The sequence below is a fragment of the Salinimonas iocasae genome, from assembly GCF_006228385.1.
In the GTDB taxonomy this organism is placed as follows: Bacteria; Pseudomonadota; Gammaproteobacteria; order Enterobacterales; family Alteromonadaceae; genus Alteromonas; species Alteromonas iocasae.
The window spans coordinates 2880796-2896840 of record NZ_CP039852.1 but is presented as its reverse complement, the minus strand read 5'-3'; the positions used below and the strand labels follow the sequence as shown (position 1 = coordinate 2896840).

Genomic DNA, 16045 nt, shown 5'->3' with positions numbered 1-16045 from the left:
ATGAATATACAGTTTTTGGAATTCGAACAACCCATAGCTGAACTAGAAGCAAAAATTGAAGAGCTACGGTTGGTCAATCAGGGCGGTGAATTCGATGTCAGCATCGAAGAAGAGATTAACCGTCTGCGTGCCAAAAGCGCCGAGCTGACGAAGAAAATTTTTTCTGATTTAGGCGCCTGGCAAATTTCGCAGCTTTCACGCCATCCAATGCGCCCATATACCAAAGATTACGTGGGCAGGGTTTTTACCGATTTCGATGAGCTGGCAGGTGACCGCGCGTTTGCTGATGATAAGGCCATTATAGGCGGACCAGCAATGCTGGACGATCAGCCGGTGATGCTGATTGGTCACCAAAAAGGGCGTGATACCCATGAAAAGGTCAGACGCAATTTTGGTATGCCAAAACCTGAAGGTTATCGTAAAGCATTACGTCTGATGAAAATGGCAGAGCGCTTCAACTTACCTATTATTACGTTGATTGACACGCCGGGGGCATATCCGGGCGTGGGTGCTGAAGAACGCGGGCAAAGTGAAGCTATTGCCCGAAACCTGATGGAGATGGCGGAGCTACGCGTACCGATTATCTGTACCGTTATCGGTGAAGGTGGATCCGCGGCGCGCTGGCTATTGGCGTGGGCGATCGCGTGAATATGCTGCAATATTCCACTTACTCAGTGATTTCGCCTGAAGGTTGTTGCATCTATCCTTTGGAAAGAGCGCTGAAAAAGCGCCTCAGGCGGCCGAGGCTATGGGCGTAAGCGCTAAGCAAATTAAAGAGCTTGGGTTGATCAACAGCATAGTGGACGAACCTTTAGGCGGCGCACATCGTGATTTTGGACGCGATGGGTGCTAATCTGAAAGCCACGCTAAAACAACAGTTAAGTCAGTTACAGTCGCTGGATACTAATGATCTGATGAGCGAACGTTATGATCGTCTTATGTCGTTCGGTTATTGCTAGCTAAGGATCTAGTCAGTGGCCTGGCATACATTGTGAGTTTGAGGGATATTCAGTCGTCACTGACCCGGCTTCTGCAGCATGAAAAATTTCCGCAACCGGATGTCTCCTGTCTGGTTGTAGGTTTTAGCGGTGGGGTAGACTCCACCGTTTTGCTTTATGCGCTGTGTGAACAGCCTCCCACGCTCCCTATTCATGCAGTCTATGTCAATCATGGATTAAGTCCGTCAGCGTCGCACTGGCAGGCGCACTGCAAAAGCATTGTGTGATTCCCTCGGTGTGCCTTTTGCTGCACGCAATATTACTGTCAGCGCCAAGCCAAGGCAAAGTCTTGAAGCCGATGCCAGGGGATGGCCGCTATCATACCCTCTTGAACTATTGCGAAACTCACCGTGGAGCTCTGTTGCTTGGTCAGCATCAGGACGACCAGGCCGAAACCTTTTTGTTGCAGGCTAAACGGGGCGCCGGGCCCAAGGGGCTAAGCGCGATGCCCGCAATAACTATTCGCGACGGCGTGCCTGTGTTACGGCCGATGCTTCACATGCCGCAATCCCTGATTACCCGGATTGCCCGTAAAAGCGCGCTTTCATGGATTGAAGATGAATCTAATGAAGACAACCGCTTTGACAGAAACTTTCTGCGCAATACTGTGATGCCATCGCTGCGGGAACGCTGGCCAGGAATTGCAAAAACCCTGAGCAGAAGTGCCGGACTTTGCGCGCAGCAACAGGAGTTGCTGGAAGAAGTGGCTGACGAAAAATTGACATCTGTCATGGAAGGTGACGCAATCAGCATCGCATTGCTACAGCAACATTCCGCTGGGTGGCAGCAGCAAATCATACGCGCCTGGTTTTCATATAAAAACGTACCTATGCCGGGTGAGTCTCAACTTGAGCAGGTACAATTAATCTGTGCAGCCAGAAATGATGCTCAGCCGGTGGTAAGCCTGGGAGGCTGCGAGGTAAGGCGTTATGCAGATAAACTCTCTCTTGTAGAGCCACTGTGCCAGCCTCCGCAGGAAGCGTTGATGGCATCGCCTGATGAAATGCTCGATTATCCATGGTCTGCGTCAGCGAAGTTCAGCGTAAATCAGGCGGTCAGGATTTTGGCCAATATGCCTGCTGTTCAATGCAGGGTGAATGCAAATAGCGTATCAAAGCCGCTGAAAAAGTGGATGAAGGAATGGCAGATTCCGGCATGGGAGCGTAAACACCTACCGGTGCTTTTCGTTGACCAACAACCGATTGCAGTTGTAACGGGCAGGCAGGTTTATTATTTTACAGACAGGCCGGTCGGGTTTGAAGTGACTTTAATTGATTAGAAAAAGCGGCAACATGGTGCCGCTTTTTCTAATCAGGCGGCAGCAAATGCATTTTTGCCATTCGCCTTAACGGCGTACAAAGCGCCATCTGCACGGTCAAACAGACTGTTGATATCGTCGCCTGCGCGATACGTTGCGCCACCGATACTACATGATACGCCGCGCTCAATTAGGTAAGTGTCCTGACCGACTTTGTCTCTGATTCTGCTGGCCACAGAATTGATGCATTGTGCTGTGGCACAATCCAGCAGACAACAAAACTCATCACCACCAAAACGGAATGCCTCATCCCCGGCACGCAGCGTATTACGAATTAGACCCGCCACTCGCTCAAGTACAGCATCTCCTTCGTTGTGACCCATTGTGTCATTGACTGTTTTAAAGTTGTCCAAATCTATTACCAGCAACGCAAAAGCATCGCCGTAACGTACCGCTCGGCTAATCAATCGGATACTGGCTTCATTGAAGCCATTACGATTGCTTAACCCGGTAAGCGTATCTTTTGTCGCCATTTTCTTCAGCTGCTCAAAAGCCAGTGCCTGTTTTAGCTGCTGAACAAAAATAGTATGCATTTGTCCCAGCAGATTGCGCTCGCCACGGGTCAAAGTTCGTGTAAAGTAGTAGATACAAGCGTGATCAGCGCGTTCATCGCAGGTATTGCCGATGCTCAGACTGATTTTCACCGGCCGTGTTTCCAAAGACAAATGCTCGCCTACACTTAAAGAAGGTGTAAGACCGCTAAGATCAAAGGTACGTACAGGCAAATGATGGCTGATTTGGTAAAAATACACAGAGCAAAGACTACGTAAATCCAGTGTGGATAAGATTTTATTGACGAATGTGTGCAGTTGCGAGCTGGTCAGCTCTGCTGGCGATGAGCATAGCGGGTAGGATGCCTCGACAGTACCGTCGTAACCGTTGCTGATAAAATCCATAGTGTGCGCCTTTAACCTGTGCCACTTAAACACGGCAATTTTTAAGGATCTGCGTATCGTCAAAAGATTGCCGGTTACGCATTTAGTACTAGTGTTTGCTATCACTAAGCAATATGTGTGCCCACACCAGTCAATATTCGGGAGGTAACGTGCTGGAAAACGGATTCGCTGAAATAGTGATACTTATGACGCTGGCAGTTGCGCTGGTTGCCACATTCCGGCGCATACATTTACCAGCTATTCTGGCTTATCTGGTGGCCGGTATTATTGCAGGCCCCTCATTCAGCGGGCTTTTCACAAATGCCGACGACATGCACCTGCTTGCTGAAATAGGGATTGTTTTTCTATTGTTTTCACTGGGGCTGGAGTTTTCTTTACCCCGTTTGCTGGCTATGCGAAACCTGGTGTTTGGTGCAGGAATGGGGCAGGTGCTTTTTACCTCCGTTTTTTTTCTCTGCGGTTGCCTATGTTTTTTCATTGTCGGTGCCTGCCGCAATCATTATCGGTGGTATGCTGGCGTTAAGCTCCACGGCGATAGTTATAAAACAAATTACAGAGCTGGGCATCATTAACCAGCATCGTAGTCAGCTGGCAATCAGCATACTACTTTTTCAGGATATAGCCGTTGTTCCCTTGCTAATTGGCGTACCTCTTTTGGGTGATGGTGCGGATACATCCATCTGGTTTGCGCTTGTCCTTGCCCTGGTAAAAGGCGTTATCGTTGTGGTGTTATTGCTATCTGCCGGAAAGTGGGGGTTGCCCTGGTTATTTCGGGAAGTCGCCAGAACACGTACTGATGAGCTGTTTGTACTTACCACTATTCTGGTTGTGCTACTTGCTGCGGGGCTGACTTACGTTTTTGGACTGTCCATGGCGCTGGGCGCATTCCTGGCAGGTATGATGCTTGGCGAAAGCCAGTATAAATACCAACTAGAGGCGGATATCCGGCCATTCAGAGATATTCTGATGGGACTGTTTTTCATTACAGTAGGGATGCAGCTTGATGTATCGGTAATGTTCGATCATCTGGCGCTGGTGATTGGTGGCGTCATTGGCATTATGGTGGTAAAAGTCATCATGGTTCGAGCTGCGGCCTGGATTGTGAACTGCGATCCCCAGCACGCGTGGTCTGCCGGGTTCAAGTTGTGCCAGATTGGCGAATTTAGCTTTGTTATTGCGGCACTTGCAGCTCGCCATAACGTGATTACCCAGGAGCAATCTTCCGTGTTAGTCAGTATGGGCATTATCAGTATGGCGGTGACGCCGTACCTGGTATCCCGGAGTCTTGAGTTCGCCCGAAAACTGGCCCCGTCAGGACATACCAGTCAGTTGGAACAACCCCCTTGTGTCACAGCGCAACCTCAAACCGGGCATGTGGTTATTGCCGGGTTTGGCCGGGTAGGACAGTCGGTTGCCCGCCTGCTCAAAATGGAGGGCGTGGAGTTTGTGGTTGCTGATGTGGATCCCATCCGTGTACACGAAAGTCGCAACGCCGGAGAGCCGGTTATATTTGGTGATGTTGCGCATAAAGACATTCTTGAATCTGCCGGCGTAAGGAACGCCAAGCTACTGCTGATAAGTTTTGACCGGCCAGATGTTGCCGTTTGTGTTATCGATGCAGCCAGACAGCTCCAACCCGGATTACAGGTAATGGTCAGAACAAAGCGGGATTATGAACTAGAGGGGCTATATGCAGCAGGTGCATCTCAGGTCGTTCCAGAATTACAGGAAGGCAGCCTGATGCTTATCTCACAGGTGCTGCATTACTCCGGTGTTCCGATGTCGAGGATCCTGAAAAGGGTCAGACAGGAGCGAAAAGGCCGATACGATCACCTGCATGGCTTTTACCCCGGTGAAACGACAGAAATCAGTTATGGGACTGAAGATAAGCTGGAGTTTATCCATGCTGTCTCATTACCAGGCCACGCTGCGTGCCTGGGTAAAGCCATCAATGCACTGACGTTGTCTCGCATGCGTGTGTCAGTAAAAGGATTGAGAAGGGACGGTAAAGAGATTAAAGATCCTGACGGCGATACATCATTGCAGGCCGGCGATGTGTTAGTCATCGCCGGAAAACCGCGCCGTGTCGAACGTGCTGAACGATACCTGCTTGAAGGAGGGTAAGCGCTGTTAAGCGACTTTATCATCCTCTAAATCTTTGAATTTCTTTTTCAGGTCATAACCTTCATCGGTAACAATAGCTTCAAGGGTCTGAATTCTTGCTTTAAGATCGGCTATTTCGCGTTCCTGTTCACCAAGCGCATTTTTTAGCTCAGCATTTTTGCCTGATGACTTTTCGCCGGACTTAGTCAGTTTTATAATAGTTGTGGCGATGATTGCGACTATAATAATGGCGGTTAAATTCATGGTATATCTCCTGCCCTTAGCTTCCGTTTAGTGTATACATTATTAGCGAAAATTGCTGCTTTTTTGCACATAGAGTGCGACCTGTCAGACTTTGCAGCGGTTATACTAACGCAAGTTTCCGGCCGTAAATTTATTGTCTTTAAATTCATAGAGTTAAATGACATCACTACTAATTACATATAAGAAGAATGAGCAACCAGACCATCAATTCGTCAAATTCACCAGACAATAGTATCGACACTGCCGATGATGAGAAGTGGATGCGCTATGCGCTGACACTCGCCGAAAAAGCACGAGCTATCAATGAAGTGCCCGTTGGCGCTGTGATTGTAAAAAACGGCTGTATTGTTGGTGAGGGATTCAACTCGCCTATACAAGATAACGATCCCAGTGCACATGCCGAAATGCGGGCTATTCAGATGGCGGCAGTCAATCTTAAGAACTACCGGCTTGTTGATGCCACGCTTTATGTCACGCTTGAACCTTGCCCGATGTGTGCCGGGGCAATAGTCCATGGCAGGCTTAAGCGCGTAGTGTTCGGCGCTTATGACCTGAAAACCGGTGCCGGTGGCTCAGCCATGCAACTGCTGCAACATGACAAGCTGAATCATCAGTGTCAGATTTCCGGGGGCGTACTGGAGGCTGAATGCGCAAAGACGGTGTCATCGTTTTTTACACAGCGCAGAGCTCAAATTAAAGCGGCGAAGGCAGCGGCAAAGCTTAAAGGTTAGCTACCGGTTTGAGTGTAGAGATCAAATCACTGGTCACGAACAGGCGGCGACGTTGCAGCACCTTCTGATGAGAGCGTTTAAACATCATCCGGCGTCGATTGTTATTTTTCAAAGTTCTTCGGTTCTTCATAAAATTGTTTCGTTTCATTCACTCTCCTGGTGTTTTTAATGTGTTTTAGCAGGTTAGTGGATCACATGTAGGGTGCAGAAAGTTGCTTAGTAAGCGGGCTAAGCGCTAACCTGCCATACGTAGATGAAGGCAATATGACAGGAATTCAAGAGGAAGGTGCGGCCTGAGCACTTAAAAAGCGGGTGTTTTCGTCAAGATAAATTAACGAATCATAATATCGCCGTATGTTTTCCACATACTGCCGCGCTTCGTGTCCACGGGCGAATCCATAGCGTGTTGTTTTATAGTATCTTTTTTGTTCCAGTTGCGGTAGGCGGCGTTTTACATCCACCCACAGGTCCGGATTGCCTCCCTGGCGCTGAGTCAGTGTGCGAGCATCTTCCAGGTGACCCATACCTATATTATATGCTGCCAGGGCCATCCATAACCGGTCAGGCCGCCGAATACGTGCCGGTATCCGGGCCAGTAGATTACTCACATACTGGGCGCCACCTTTGATACTGCTCTGAGCGTCAGTTCGCGAATCGATGTTCAGCTCGCGGGCGGTATCACGGGTCAGCATCATCAGGCCCCGTACGCCGGTATAGGAAGTCGCATCGGGCTTCCAGTGACTTTCCTGATAACTCATCGCAGCAAGCAATCGCCAATCGATATCAGACGCATACTGTTTGAACCAATGGGCATAATCCGGCAGCTTCACCCGTGCTGCCTGCAAAAACACTTTGGTATCAACGTAGTTGAAATCTCTGACGTGGCCAAAGTATTTATCTTCCAGAGCCTTGAACACGCCCGACTGATGAATGGTGCCAAAATACTCAATAACCGCCGCTCGCAAGGAGTCATCCTGTTGCTGATTCAGTAACCACGCGATGGGGACCAGGCGCTCTACAGTAAATCCGATACTCAACTGAGGATACTGTCTGCGTTGCAAAGACAACGTGTTTGTATCAACCAGCGTGTAGGGCAACCGGCCGTTTGCAACGTCATCTAATAGCTCCCACGTATCTTTGTTGTCAGTGGCTTTCCAGTTGAGATCTGGATGAGTGTCTTTGAGCTGCTCAAGCAAGTGTTCATTGCTGCTGCCTTTAACCACTACCAGTGGCTGGGTAAGATCATCAATATCGCGGGGGCGCTCCTGGCCCTGCAAAAATACGAGCTTGTGACTAACCTGCTGATATACGGGTCCAAGCTTAAAATGTCTGGCAAAATCTTTAGGTACCGCATCGCCGGCTGCGACCACATCAACACGACCCTGTTCCAGTTCTTTCATCAGCGCCTGGTAGGAATAAAACGGGTAAATCTGTACCTCAACACCAAGATAACTGGCAAAGCCGCGCGCTAATTCAAATTCAAACCCGCGGGGCGCTTCGCTACCGTGGTAAAACGTGGTTCTGCCGAAGATAGTACCGATCTTCAGTACACCATCGTCTACAACTTTTTCCAATGATGAGCGGGTAGATACAGGCTGACAGCTGGTCAGCAACAGCAACCAGAGCAATACCATAACAGAACGTGTACACCTGACCCTGATACGTCTGCTACATCCTGGGGAATAGTCTTTAACGTTCTTCTGCATACTTTGAGCGATAAAAAATCCTGCTGAATCTGAGCCACGAGGTTATCAAGCGCGCAGATTTCATCTATAATCCGCGCCGAAAACCCGTCAAACTAAAGATAGTCCGTGTTTGCACAACGCGCTATCATTAAACAATCAGGTAAAGCGATATGTTGGTCCTTCGAGGCGCTCCCGCACTGTCTGAATTTAGACAAACTAAACTTATTGAACGGCTGGGTCAATCCGGCATTACGATTAACCAGGTCAATGCGCAGTTTATCCATCTGGTGAAAACCAAAACTGCGTTAAGTGATACCGAACAGGTTGTTCTGGATAAGCTACTCACTTACGGACCCAAAAACGCCTCGTCTTCTGCAAACGGCACACTTTTCTTCGTCACCCCCCGCCCCGGCACAATTTCTCCCTGGTCATCAAAAGCAACAGACATCGCCCATAATTGCGGTCTTAATGCCATTGAACGAATTGAACGCGGTTGTGCTTATTATATTGAGCATGACGGTGAGCTAAGTACATCTGCGCGCGATGATATCGCTGCGCAATTGCATGATCGTATGACCGAATATGTCTGCTACGATCTTGATGATGCGCATGTGCTGTTTGAATATGCTAGTGGCAACTCTTTTGAATCAGTCGATATTCTGGGGCAGGGCAAAGATGCACTGGACGCCGCCAATCAGCGATTGGGGCTGGCACTGGCCGGGGATGAAATCGACTATCTGTTTGAAAGCTTTACCCGGCTTGGACGCAACCCGAACGATGTTGAACTCTACATGTTTGCTCAGGCAAACTCGGAACACTGTCGCCATAAAATCTTTAACGCAAGCTGGACAATTGACGGGCAGGAACAGGAAAAGTCCCTGTTCAAGATGATTAAAAATACGTATGAGCTTTGTCCGGAGCATGTTCACTCAGCATATAAAGATAATGCTGCTGTTATGCAGGGCTGGCCAGCCGGGCGTTTTTTCCCGAATCCGCAGACTCATCAGTACGAATACTCTCATGAAGATATTGCCATTCTGATGAAAGTGGAAACCCATAACCACCCAACAGCAATATCGCCCTTCCCGGGAGCTGCAACAGGGTCTGGCGGTGAGATTCGCGATGAGGGTGCAACCGGACGCGGATCTAAGCCCAAAGCTGGCCTGGTGGGCTTCAGTGTGTCGAACCTGCGTATTCCTGATGCAGTGCAACCGTGGGAACGTGAGTACGGCAAACCCGGGCGTATCGTTAGCGCTCTGGATATCATGATAGACGGGCCTTTAGGCGGCGCGGCATTTAATAATGAATTCGGCCGTCCTAATCTGCTGGGTTATTTCAGAACTTATGAGCAGGAAGTTACCAGTTTCAACGGCACCGAAGTGCGTGGGTATCATAAGCCTATTATGCTGGCAGGCGGGTTGGGCAACATTCGTCATGATCACATTGAAAAAGGCGAAATCACTGTAGGTGCCAAACTGATTGTTCTTGGCGGACCTGCGATGAACATTGGTTTGGGCGGCGGTGCTGCTTCGTCAATGGCATCGGGCCAGTCTAATGAAGATCTCGATTTTGCCTCAGTGCAGCGCGATAACCCGGAGATGGAGCGCCGTTGTCAGGAAGTGATTGATGCGTGCTGGCAACTGGGCGACGATAACCCTATTCAGTTTATTCACGATGTAGGTGCGGGTGGATTGTCCAATGCACTGCCAGAACTGGTCAACGACGCCGGGCGGGGTGGTGATTTTGAACTTCGCAATGTGCTGACCGATGAGCCGGGCATGTCGCCGCTCGAGATTTGGTGTAACGAATCGCAGGAACGCTACGTGCTGTCAGTCGCTCCGGAAAACCTTGAACGTTTTGACGCTATCTGTAAGCGCGAGCGGGCACCGTATGCGGTGGTGGGGGAAGCCACTGAGGCACAGCATCTGAACCTCAATGATGCGCAGTTCGACAACAAGCCCATCGATATGCCACTTGACGTATTGTTAGGCAAGCCGCCAAAAATGCACCGTGATGTGCAGTCGGCTACCGCTGACACAAAAGACATCGAAAAAGCTGAGATGACGGTTAGTGATGCGGTTACCCGTATTCTTCAGCTTCCAGCCGTAGCGGAAAAGACATTTCTGATTACCATTGGTGATCGTTCCGTAACCGGTTTGGTTCATCGGGACCAGATGGTTGGCCCGTGGCAGGTACCTGTAGCAGATGTTGCGGTAACCGCCACCGCCTATGACACATACCATGGCGAAGCAATGGCGATGGGTGAGCGTACACCGGTTGCATTGTTATCACATGGCGCCTCGGCCCGTCTTGCAGTGGGCGAGGCGTTAACTAATATCGCAGCTGCCAATATCGGTGATCTTAAACGGATCAAGCTGTCTGCAAACTGGATGGCAGCAGCGGGACATCCTGGTGAAGACGCCGGCTTATATGAAGCTGTGAAAGCAGTGGGTGAAGAGTTATGTCCGGAACTTGGGCTGACAATCCCTGTAGGCAAAGACTCCATGTCGATGAAAACAGCCTGGCAGGATGATACAGGCGCTGATAAGTCAGTGACCTCACCGCTGTCTCTGGTTATCTCTGCTTTCGGGGCTGTTAAAGATATTCGTAAGACACTGACTCCGCAACTTCGCACAGATAAAGGCGAGTCTCGTTTACTTCTTATTGATCTGGGGAATGGTCAGAACCGGCTTGGTGCTTCTTCGCTGGCCCAGGTTTATAGTCAGCTGGGTGACCAGCCGGCTGATGTGGATAGCCCGGCACTTCTTAAAGGCTTTTTTAACGCAATTCAGGCGCTGATTGAAAAGGGCCTGCTACTGGCATACCACGACCGTTCAGATGGTGGCTTGTTTACTACTATTACAGAAATGGCGTTTGCCGGGAAAACCGGCGTCGATATCAAGATTGACGGACTCGGCAATGATGAGCTGTCAGTGCTGTTCAGTGAAGAGCTTGGTGCAGTGGTTCAGATTAGAGCCTCCGATGCAGACGCTGTGAATACAGTTCTGGACGAATTCGGTCTGACAGATGTGAGCCACGATATCGGCACACTCAACTCACACGATCAAATCAATATCGAAAAAGGCAATGCACCGGTATTTTCTGATAGCCGGGTTAGTCTGCGCACGCAGTGGGCACAGACAACCCGCCACATGCAGCGTCTTCGTGACAATCCAGAGTGTGCAGAGCAGGAGTTTAACGCTAAGCAGGACGCAGCCGATCCGGGTCTGCACGCCAGTTTGTCATTTAAAACTACTGATGATGTTGCTGCGCCCATGATTGCTACCGGCGTAAGACCGAAAGTTGCGATCTTGAGAGAGCAGGGTGTCAATTCTCACAATGAAATGGCGGCAGCCTTCACCCGTGCAGGTTTTGCTGCAATTGATGTTCATATGAGCGATATCCTCTCCGGACGCCAAAGCCTCAAGGAATTCAGCGGCCTGGCGGCATGCGGCGGCTTTTCTTATGGTGATGTGCTGGGTGCCGGGGAAGGATGGGCCAAATCAATTCTGTTCAACGAACACGCTAAAGCCGAGTTTGCAGAGTTTTTTGCACGTCAGGAAACGTTCAGTCTGGGCGTGTGTAACGGTTGTCAGATGCTGTCTAACCTGAAATCACTCATTCCGGGTACTGAGCACTGGCCACACTTTGTAACTAACCGTTCGGAGCGATTCGAAGCCAGGGTGGCCATGGTGCAGGTGAATGATTCTCCCTCTGTACTGCTTAAAGGAATGGCTGGCTCAATGATGCCTATCGCCGTGTCACATGGTGAGGGGCGGGCAGAATTTGTGGCAGCCGATGGTGTCAGTCAGCTTCGTAGTAGCCAGCAGGTGGCTATGCAGTACGTAGATAACTACGGAAAAGTCACAGAGCGTTATCCGGCCAACCCGAACGGCTCACCGGAAGGGATTACCGGATTAACGTCACAGGATGGCCGCTGTACTATTATGATGCCGCATCCGGAGCGCGTGTTCAGGACGGTGGCGAATTCATGGTACCCGGAAGACTGGCAGGAAGATGGCGCGTGGATGCGAATGTTCAGAAACGCGCGTGTATTTGTCGGTTAACTGTCAAAAAAACATGGCAAGGTGTCGATTTATTGAGTTGTTACCTTGTCATTTTTTAATCAGTCCATTAAAGTGACTGTTGCCAGGGTGGCAAAAGTAAAAAGGATTATAAATTAATTTAATCATCGAAAGGTGATTGTTGTAAGAACAAGAGACGACTATGAATCGTTCATCACGAGGATTTGGCTTAACAGGGGTAGCTGTAGCAGTGATCTTCATGATAGTCACAGCAGTTTTCAGTTCCTCTGCCAGTGCCAATAGCGCTATCAGTGCCTGCGAAGTACAATCAGGCCGATAATATTTCTGTCGTACGCCGGGCAACCGGCGTACGATGAAATTACCCTTTCCTGTTTTTTTCCCTGTTTATCAATTTTTGGTCCGGATGCTTTTTCAGTAATACATAAGTCGCCGCTGTACCACCATGCTGACGCTGCGCGGTATGGTACGCAATGACTTCTTCCAGTTCATCGAGCCAATGCTTCACATAACTTTTCTTGAGCGCTGGGAAGGGCTTACTGTTTTCGCCTCTGCCGTGCTGTATTAGCAAAGCACGTGTTCCCCTGGCATGACATTTTACGATTTCGTCATAAAAAGCTTCGCGGCATGCTTTTAAGGGCATACCTTTAAGGTTCAGACGATATTCAACAGGGTACTTTCCCATGCGCAGGTTTTTAAACACACCGTCTTGAATACCGGGCTGCTGATAACTAAGAAAGTCGTCAGGATGAACAGATTTAACGCCGTCCATACTTAAGGGATTTAGCTCCGGTGATTGCGAGGCATGGCGGCGAGCGCGAGCCTGCTTTTCCCTGATTTGCTGTTCGGGTGAATGATGATGAACTTTATCGTCAGGAGCTATTGGCCTGACACCGTCCATCTCTTCCAGAAATGCATTTAATTCTTCGTCGTACTCATGCATACATACCTCTCGCCCAAAACGACCTGTAAAGTGATTACGTGACATTGTTTTGCACAGTTCATCACGCTTTCAGGTTGTTATATATGGGACGGCGGCGAGATTACAAACTCGTACAATAACTAGCGCCCGCAAGAGGCGCTTAAGTATTAAGCGCCAAGCTTTTGAATTGGCTCGATATCGGTGGTGTTGTTTTTGATGAAATCAGCTACGTCATCTATTTCGTCGCTACTGAACCCCAACTTTGCTTTAATTGAAATTTTTCCATCAAGGTGCTCGGTCAGCGTAAACTGATTTACACCTAGTGTGCGTGAAAACAACGTATGAACCTGTTGGTTGTTTATATCTACCACTTTTACTTTTGTTGATGTGCGATAAAAAGCCAGCGGACCTTCGGGGGTATTTACCCAACTGATAGACCAATAATAATGACTGTTATTAGGTAAGCCGAGCTTTGTGTAAAGTGACTCTTTAAACTCAACATTCTCACACTTATTAATAGCCGCATTCTGGCGCTGACAGTTGGAGTGCTCAGCAATATTCTTACCCTTAATGTTAACGTCAAGGGGAACCGGTGTTGCTTTATCGAGGTTCACAAGCACGTAATGGTCGACTTTGTTCAGGCCGAGCGTATTACCCAGATTTGTGAATGAATCCATCAGGCCACCCACGTCATCGTTTTGATCACGAGGATCTTTCTCTAACAAAATATATCCTGTGGAGGCAGCATCACCATTTTGATATTTTGCGATATGGTAGCCGTTTAACAAGTTTATGTCGCTAGGCTTTTCATTTCCGATAACATAGCGAAAGGCTGAACCGCTGCGGCCTACGATAAATCCATCTGAGGTAGGAATGACAGAGTTACCTGTGAAGGTTCGGTTGGTCACGGTACGCACCTTAAAGACCGCCCCATTTTTATAAACAGTCGCAATCTTCACCGGTGCGGAGGTCGAGTTTGCTCTGTGATATTTGAGGTTGAATGAGCCATCAAAATTTCTGACAGCATAAGTAAACTCACCGGTTAGCTTATTGCCACCGAAATTTGCAACGGTACCTTCGTAGTCGTTGTATATCTCACCATTAATTGAGATGCCATCTTTCTTCCGAAAAAAGATAGCCGGTCCACCAGTGGAATCAATATTTGCTTTTTTCGCTAACAGCTCAGCTTCACTAATAGTTGGCTCTGGAGCCGCTTGTGGAGTTTGTTGCTGAGGCGCCTGTTGACCAAGCAAGGCGTGAGTGCCGCCTAGCTGCTGCACTTCACCCAGGAGTGCCTGCTGCATTTTGTTCATCATTGCTTTTTCTTCTGGTGTAGGCGGTGTTGAGCCGCACCCAGACAATAGTGTGGTCGCGATAGAAAGCGAAAGGAGTGTTTTTTTATTCATTTTTTTCTCTTGCTACAATGGATTTACACTGAAATTAATCAGCGCTTCACGTGCCCGCCATACATAACTAAGCTAAGGAAGCATACGCGAGCGTTGACTGCGCAAGAGCAAGTCGTCACATCCTGTGAAAAGCCATCCTTAATTAGTATTTTTATTGCTGGCTAACAACAGAAAGTAATATAAATTAATTAGAAAAGAATAACAATGTGCCATGGCGTCCCCACCGCGACTCGAACGCAGATCTAAAGCTTAGGAGGCTCTTGTTTTATCCGGTTAAACTATGGGGACGAAGGGGGCATTATAACCATTCGGCTATCAAGTTGAACCCTTAGCGTTTCGCAACAAAGTCATTTGGCTGAATATTCATCAAAATACCATCATTTGCTACCTTCACCGTTGCTGAGTCGGCGTAGGCTGCTGTTACAGTTACCCTTTCAGGATAAAGGTTGTACTGGATGAAATTATCATTGAACGGGTTACTGACCTGTTTGGTCTGATACAGGAATAATTCATCTCCTACCTGTATGCCATGAGAACGTCCCAGTGACACTTCGAGTGTATTACCAGCCACCTGGATGACTCTCCCGGTGGCGGGCTGACAGGCGAGTTTAGCGGCCACATCACTACTTACCTGTTCAAGTGTTCTGGCAACCGCTTCGCCGTACGCAGATTGCCAGAACGGTGCACCACTGGCATCTACATCTTCAAATTGATCAAACCGCCACGGGGCGCGTGTTCCATATTGCTTTTGCATAAGTACACCACCATGCACGCCATCAATCAGTGAAATATCCAGGCTAAAGTGCCGTGTAGCCCGATCGCCTTTCCAAAAAGAAAGCATCGAGGCCGGTTCACGGTTCAGACTGAGATCCGTAATGGTCGCAGCAATAATATATTGCGTGCGGGATTGTCTGGCCAGCGTAGGCGCTTGTCGACGCAAATCTTGTCTGCGCCAGTCGATGGGGTAGTCAGTAATGCGGGCAATTGTGGCAGCGTTCGTCTGTTGAGTCAGTGACGCCTGCAATTTTAGCGGGATGACGGATGACAGCTCCTGAATCTGACCATCCTGAGCCTGGCTGGGTGTTGAGATAAGAAATTCGGTGGTGGCAATGGTCTTCAGAAAGCCTGCTGCCTCACATGAAGCTGGCTTGGGAAAAATGTCAGCGCGGATACGGACCGTAACGATATCCCGCTCCCAAATCTCATCAATAAGCTCTACATTCTGGACTTCGGCATTCGCAGTTACAGTTAGCTGTTCTTTTTTCAACAGGCCGTTAGCCAGGGTCTGCACGCTTTGCACAGAAGCGCCTGCAAATAACATAGCCTGGCGCAGTGCCTCCTGAGTTGCTTTCTTTTTAGCGTCTTCTTTATCGCCGTTCACTACAAGCGCTTGTCCCTGCGCCTCAAACCAAGCGGCAGAAACCTGCCATGGAACCAGCATGACAATACTGACCAGGGCAATAATTGCCTTCTTATAAACCCCGGGCCGTGTATTAAACAATGCGTTATGTATAGAAGTTAGTGATGTCATAGACTGCCTGAAAACCGTCATATCATGCGTAGAACTCGAAGAATGAACATCATGTAGCAGGTTTTATTCCAAAAGTTTAATCGAAGATCCTTGCGCATAGAGTAACAGGCACAATACTTGCCTTTACTATCAAAAATGCCTGTATTGA

The 16045-nt window shown here is 48.8% G+C and carries 11 protein-coding genes, 1 tRNA gene and 2 pseudogenes; 6 read left to right on the top strand and 8 right to left on the bottom strand.

Features of this window, described 5'->3' with window-relative positions; all coding sequences use genetic code 11:
* The 3 genes and pseudogenes from accA (at window position 1) to tilS (ending at window position 2277) form a co-directional block, all read left to right on the top strand.
* Window positions 1-959, top strand: a pseudogene (gene accA, locus FBQ74_RS12870) (acetyl-CoA carboxylase carboxyl transferase subunit alpha).
* Between the two features lie 32 nt (window positions 960-991).
* Entirely contained in the window at window positions 992-1225 is a 234-nt protein-coding gene (locus FBQ74_RS19270; RefSeq protein WP_269750697.1) for an ATP-binding protein, read from the top strand.
* 71 nt (window positions 1226-1296) lie between these two features.
* On the top strand, window positions 1297-2277 hold the full coding sequence (tilS, locus tag FBQ74_RS19265) for a tRNA lysidine(34) synthetase TilS (RefSeq protein ID WP_269750721.1): 981 nt from the start codon (window positions 1297-1299) through the stop codon (window positions 2275-2277).
* A 32-nt stretch (window positions 2278-2309) separates the two neighbouring features.
* On the opposite strand, the gene FBQ74_RS12855 is transcribed toward tilS, so the two are convergent.
* Window positions 2310-3212 carry a GGDEF domain-containing protein gene (locus FBQ74_RS12855; protein WP_139757046.1) on the bottom strand — a complete coding sequence of 301 codons (903 nt, stop codon included), beginning with the start codon at window positions 3210-3212 and terminating at the stop codon, window positions 2310-2312.
* A 152-nt stretch (window positions 3213-3364) separates the two neighbouring features.
* On the opposite strand from FBQ74_RS12855, the pseudogene FBQ74_RS12850 reads away from it, so the two are divergent.
* A pseudogene (locus FBQ74_RS12850) lies at window positions 3365-5336 on the top strand (cation:proton antiporter domain-containing protein).
* A 6-nt stretch (window positions 5337-5342) separates the two neighbouring features.
* Here FBQ74_RS12850 and FBQ74_RS12845 read toward each other — a convergent pair.
* Complete coding sequence (locus tag FBQ74_RS12845) at window positions 5343-5579, bottom strand: hypothetical protein (protein ID WP_139757045.1); 237 nt, start codon at window positions 5577-5579, stop codon at window positions 5343-5345.
* Between the two features lie 188 nt (window positions 5580-5767).
* Between FBQ74_RS12845 and tadA the strand changes: the two genes are divergently transcribed.
* On the top strand, window positions 5768-6310 hold the full coding sequence (gene tadA / locus FBQ74_RS12840; RefSeq protein ID WP_139757044.1) for a tRNA adenosine(34) deaminase TadA: 543 nt from the start codon (window positions 5768-5770) through the stop codon (window positions 6308-6310).
* On the opposite strand, the gene FBQ74_RS18970 is transcribed toward tadA, so the two are convergent.
* On the bottom strand, window positions 6300-6458 hold the full coding sequence (locus tag FBQ74_RS18970; protein WP_168190664.1) for a hypothetical protein: 159 nt from the start codon (window positions 6456-6458) through the stop codon (window positions 6300-6302). The genes tadA and FBQ74_RS18970 overlap by 11 nt on opposite strands.
* A gap of 127 nt (window positions 6459-6585) precedes the next feature.
* Window positions 6586-8016, bottom strand: a complete 1431-nt coding sequence (gene mltF, locus FBQ74_RS12835; protein WP_139757043.1) for a membrane-bound lytic murein transglycosylase MltF — start codon at window positions 8014-8016, stop codon at window positions 6586-6588.
* Between the two features lie 149 nt (window positions 8017-8165).
* On the opposite strand from mltF, the gene purL reads away from it, so the two are divergent.
* Window positions 8166-12062: a phosphoribosylformylglycinamidine synthase gene (gene purL / locus FBQ74_RS12830; RefSeq protein WP_139757042.1), complete on the top strand. Its 3897-nt coding sequence runs from the start codon at window positions 8166-8168 to the stop codon at window positions 12060-12062.
* 337 nt (window positions 12063-12399) lie between these two features.
* Here the strand turns inward: purL and smrA are convergent, their stop codons facing one another.
* From smrA to FBQ74_RS12810, 4 genes are all read right to left on the bottom strand, one after another.
* Window positions 12400-12981: a DNA endonuclease SmrA gene (smrA, locus tag FBQ74_RS12825; RefSeq protein ID WP_139757041.1), complete on the bottom strand. Its 582-nt coding sequence runs from the start codon at window positions 12979-12981 to the stop codon at window positions 12400-12402.
* A gap of 146 nt (window positions 12982-13127) precedes the next feature.
* Window positions 13128-14366 (bottom strand): hypothetical protein, encoded by a 1239-nt coding sequence (locus FBQ74_RS12820; RefSeq protein WP_232371914.1) that lies wholly within the window; start codon window positions 14364-14366, stop codon window positions 13128-13130.
* 212 nt (window positions 14367-14578) lie between these two features.
* A tRNA-Arg gene (locus FBQ74_RS12815) sits at window positions 14579-14654 on the bottom strand.
* Between the two features lie 40 nt (window positions 14655-14694).
* On the bottom strand, window positions 14695-15897 hold the full coding sequence (locus FBQ74_RS12810; protein ID WP_168190663.1) for a flagellar assembly protein T N-terminal domain-containing protein: 1203 nt from the start codon (window positions 15895-15897) through the stop codon (window positions 14695-14697).
* Window positions 15898-16045: the final 148 nt, after the last annotated feature.

Bases quoted from the DNA above. Each gene is read 5' to 3' on its own strand.
- purL (WP_139757042.1), top strand. From the start codon at position 8,166: ATGTTGGTCCTTCGAGGCGCTCCCGCACTGTCTGAATTTAGACAAACT.
- tilS (WP_269750721.1), top strand. From the start codon at position 1,297: ATGCCAGGGGATGGCCGCTATCATACCCTCTTGAACTATTGCGAAACT.
- smrA (WP_139757041.1), bottom strand. From the start codon at position 12,981: ATGCATGAGTACGACGAAGAATTAAATGCATTTCTGGAAGAGATGGAC.
- FBQ74_RS18970 (WP_168190664.1), bottom strand. From the start codon at position 6,458: ATGAAACGAAACAATTTTATGAAGAACCGAAGAACTTTGAAAAATAAC.
- FBQ74_RS12855 (WP_139757046.1), bottom strand. From the start codon at position 3,212: ATGGATTTTATCAGCAACGGTTACGACGGTACTGTCGAGGCATCCTAC.
- tadA (WP_139757044.1), top strand. From the start codon at position 5,768: ATGAGCAACCAGACCATCAATTCGTCAAATTCACCAGACAATAGTATC.
- FBQ74_RS12845 (WP_139757045.1), bottom strand. From the start codon at position 5,579: ATGAATTTAACCGCCATTATTATAGTCGCAATCATCGCCACAACTATT.
- mltF (WP_139757043.1), bottom strand. From the start codon at position 8,016: ATGCAGAAGAACGTTAAAGACTATTCCCCAGGATGTAGCAGACGTATC.
- FBQ74_RS12820 (WP_232371914.1), bottom strand. From the start codon at position 14,366: ATGAATAAAAAAACACTCCTTTCGCTTTCTATCGCGACCACACTATTG.
- FBQ74_RS12810 (WP_168190663.1), bottom strand. From the start codon at position 15,897: ATGACATCACTAACTTCTATACATAACGCATTGTTTAATACACGGCCC.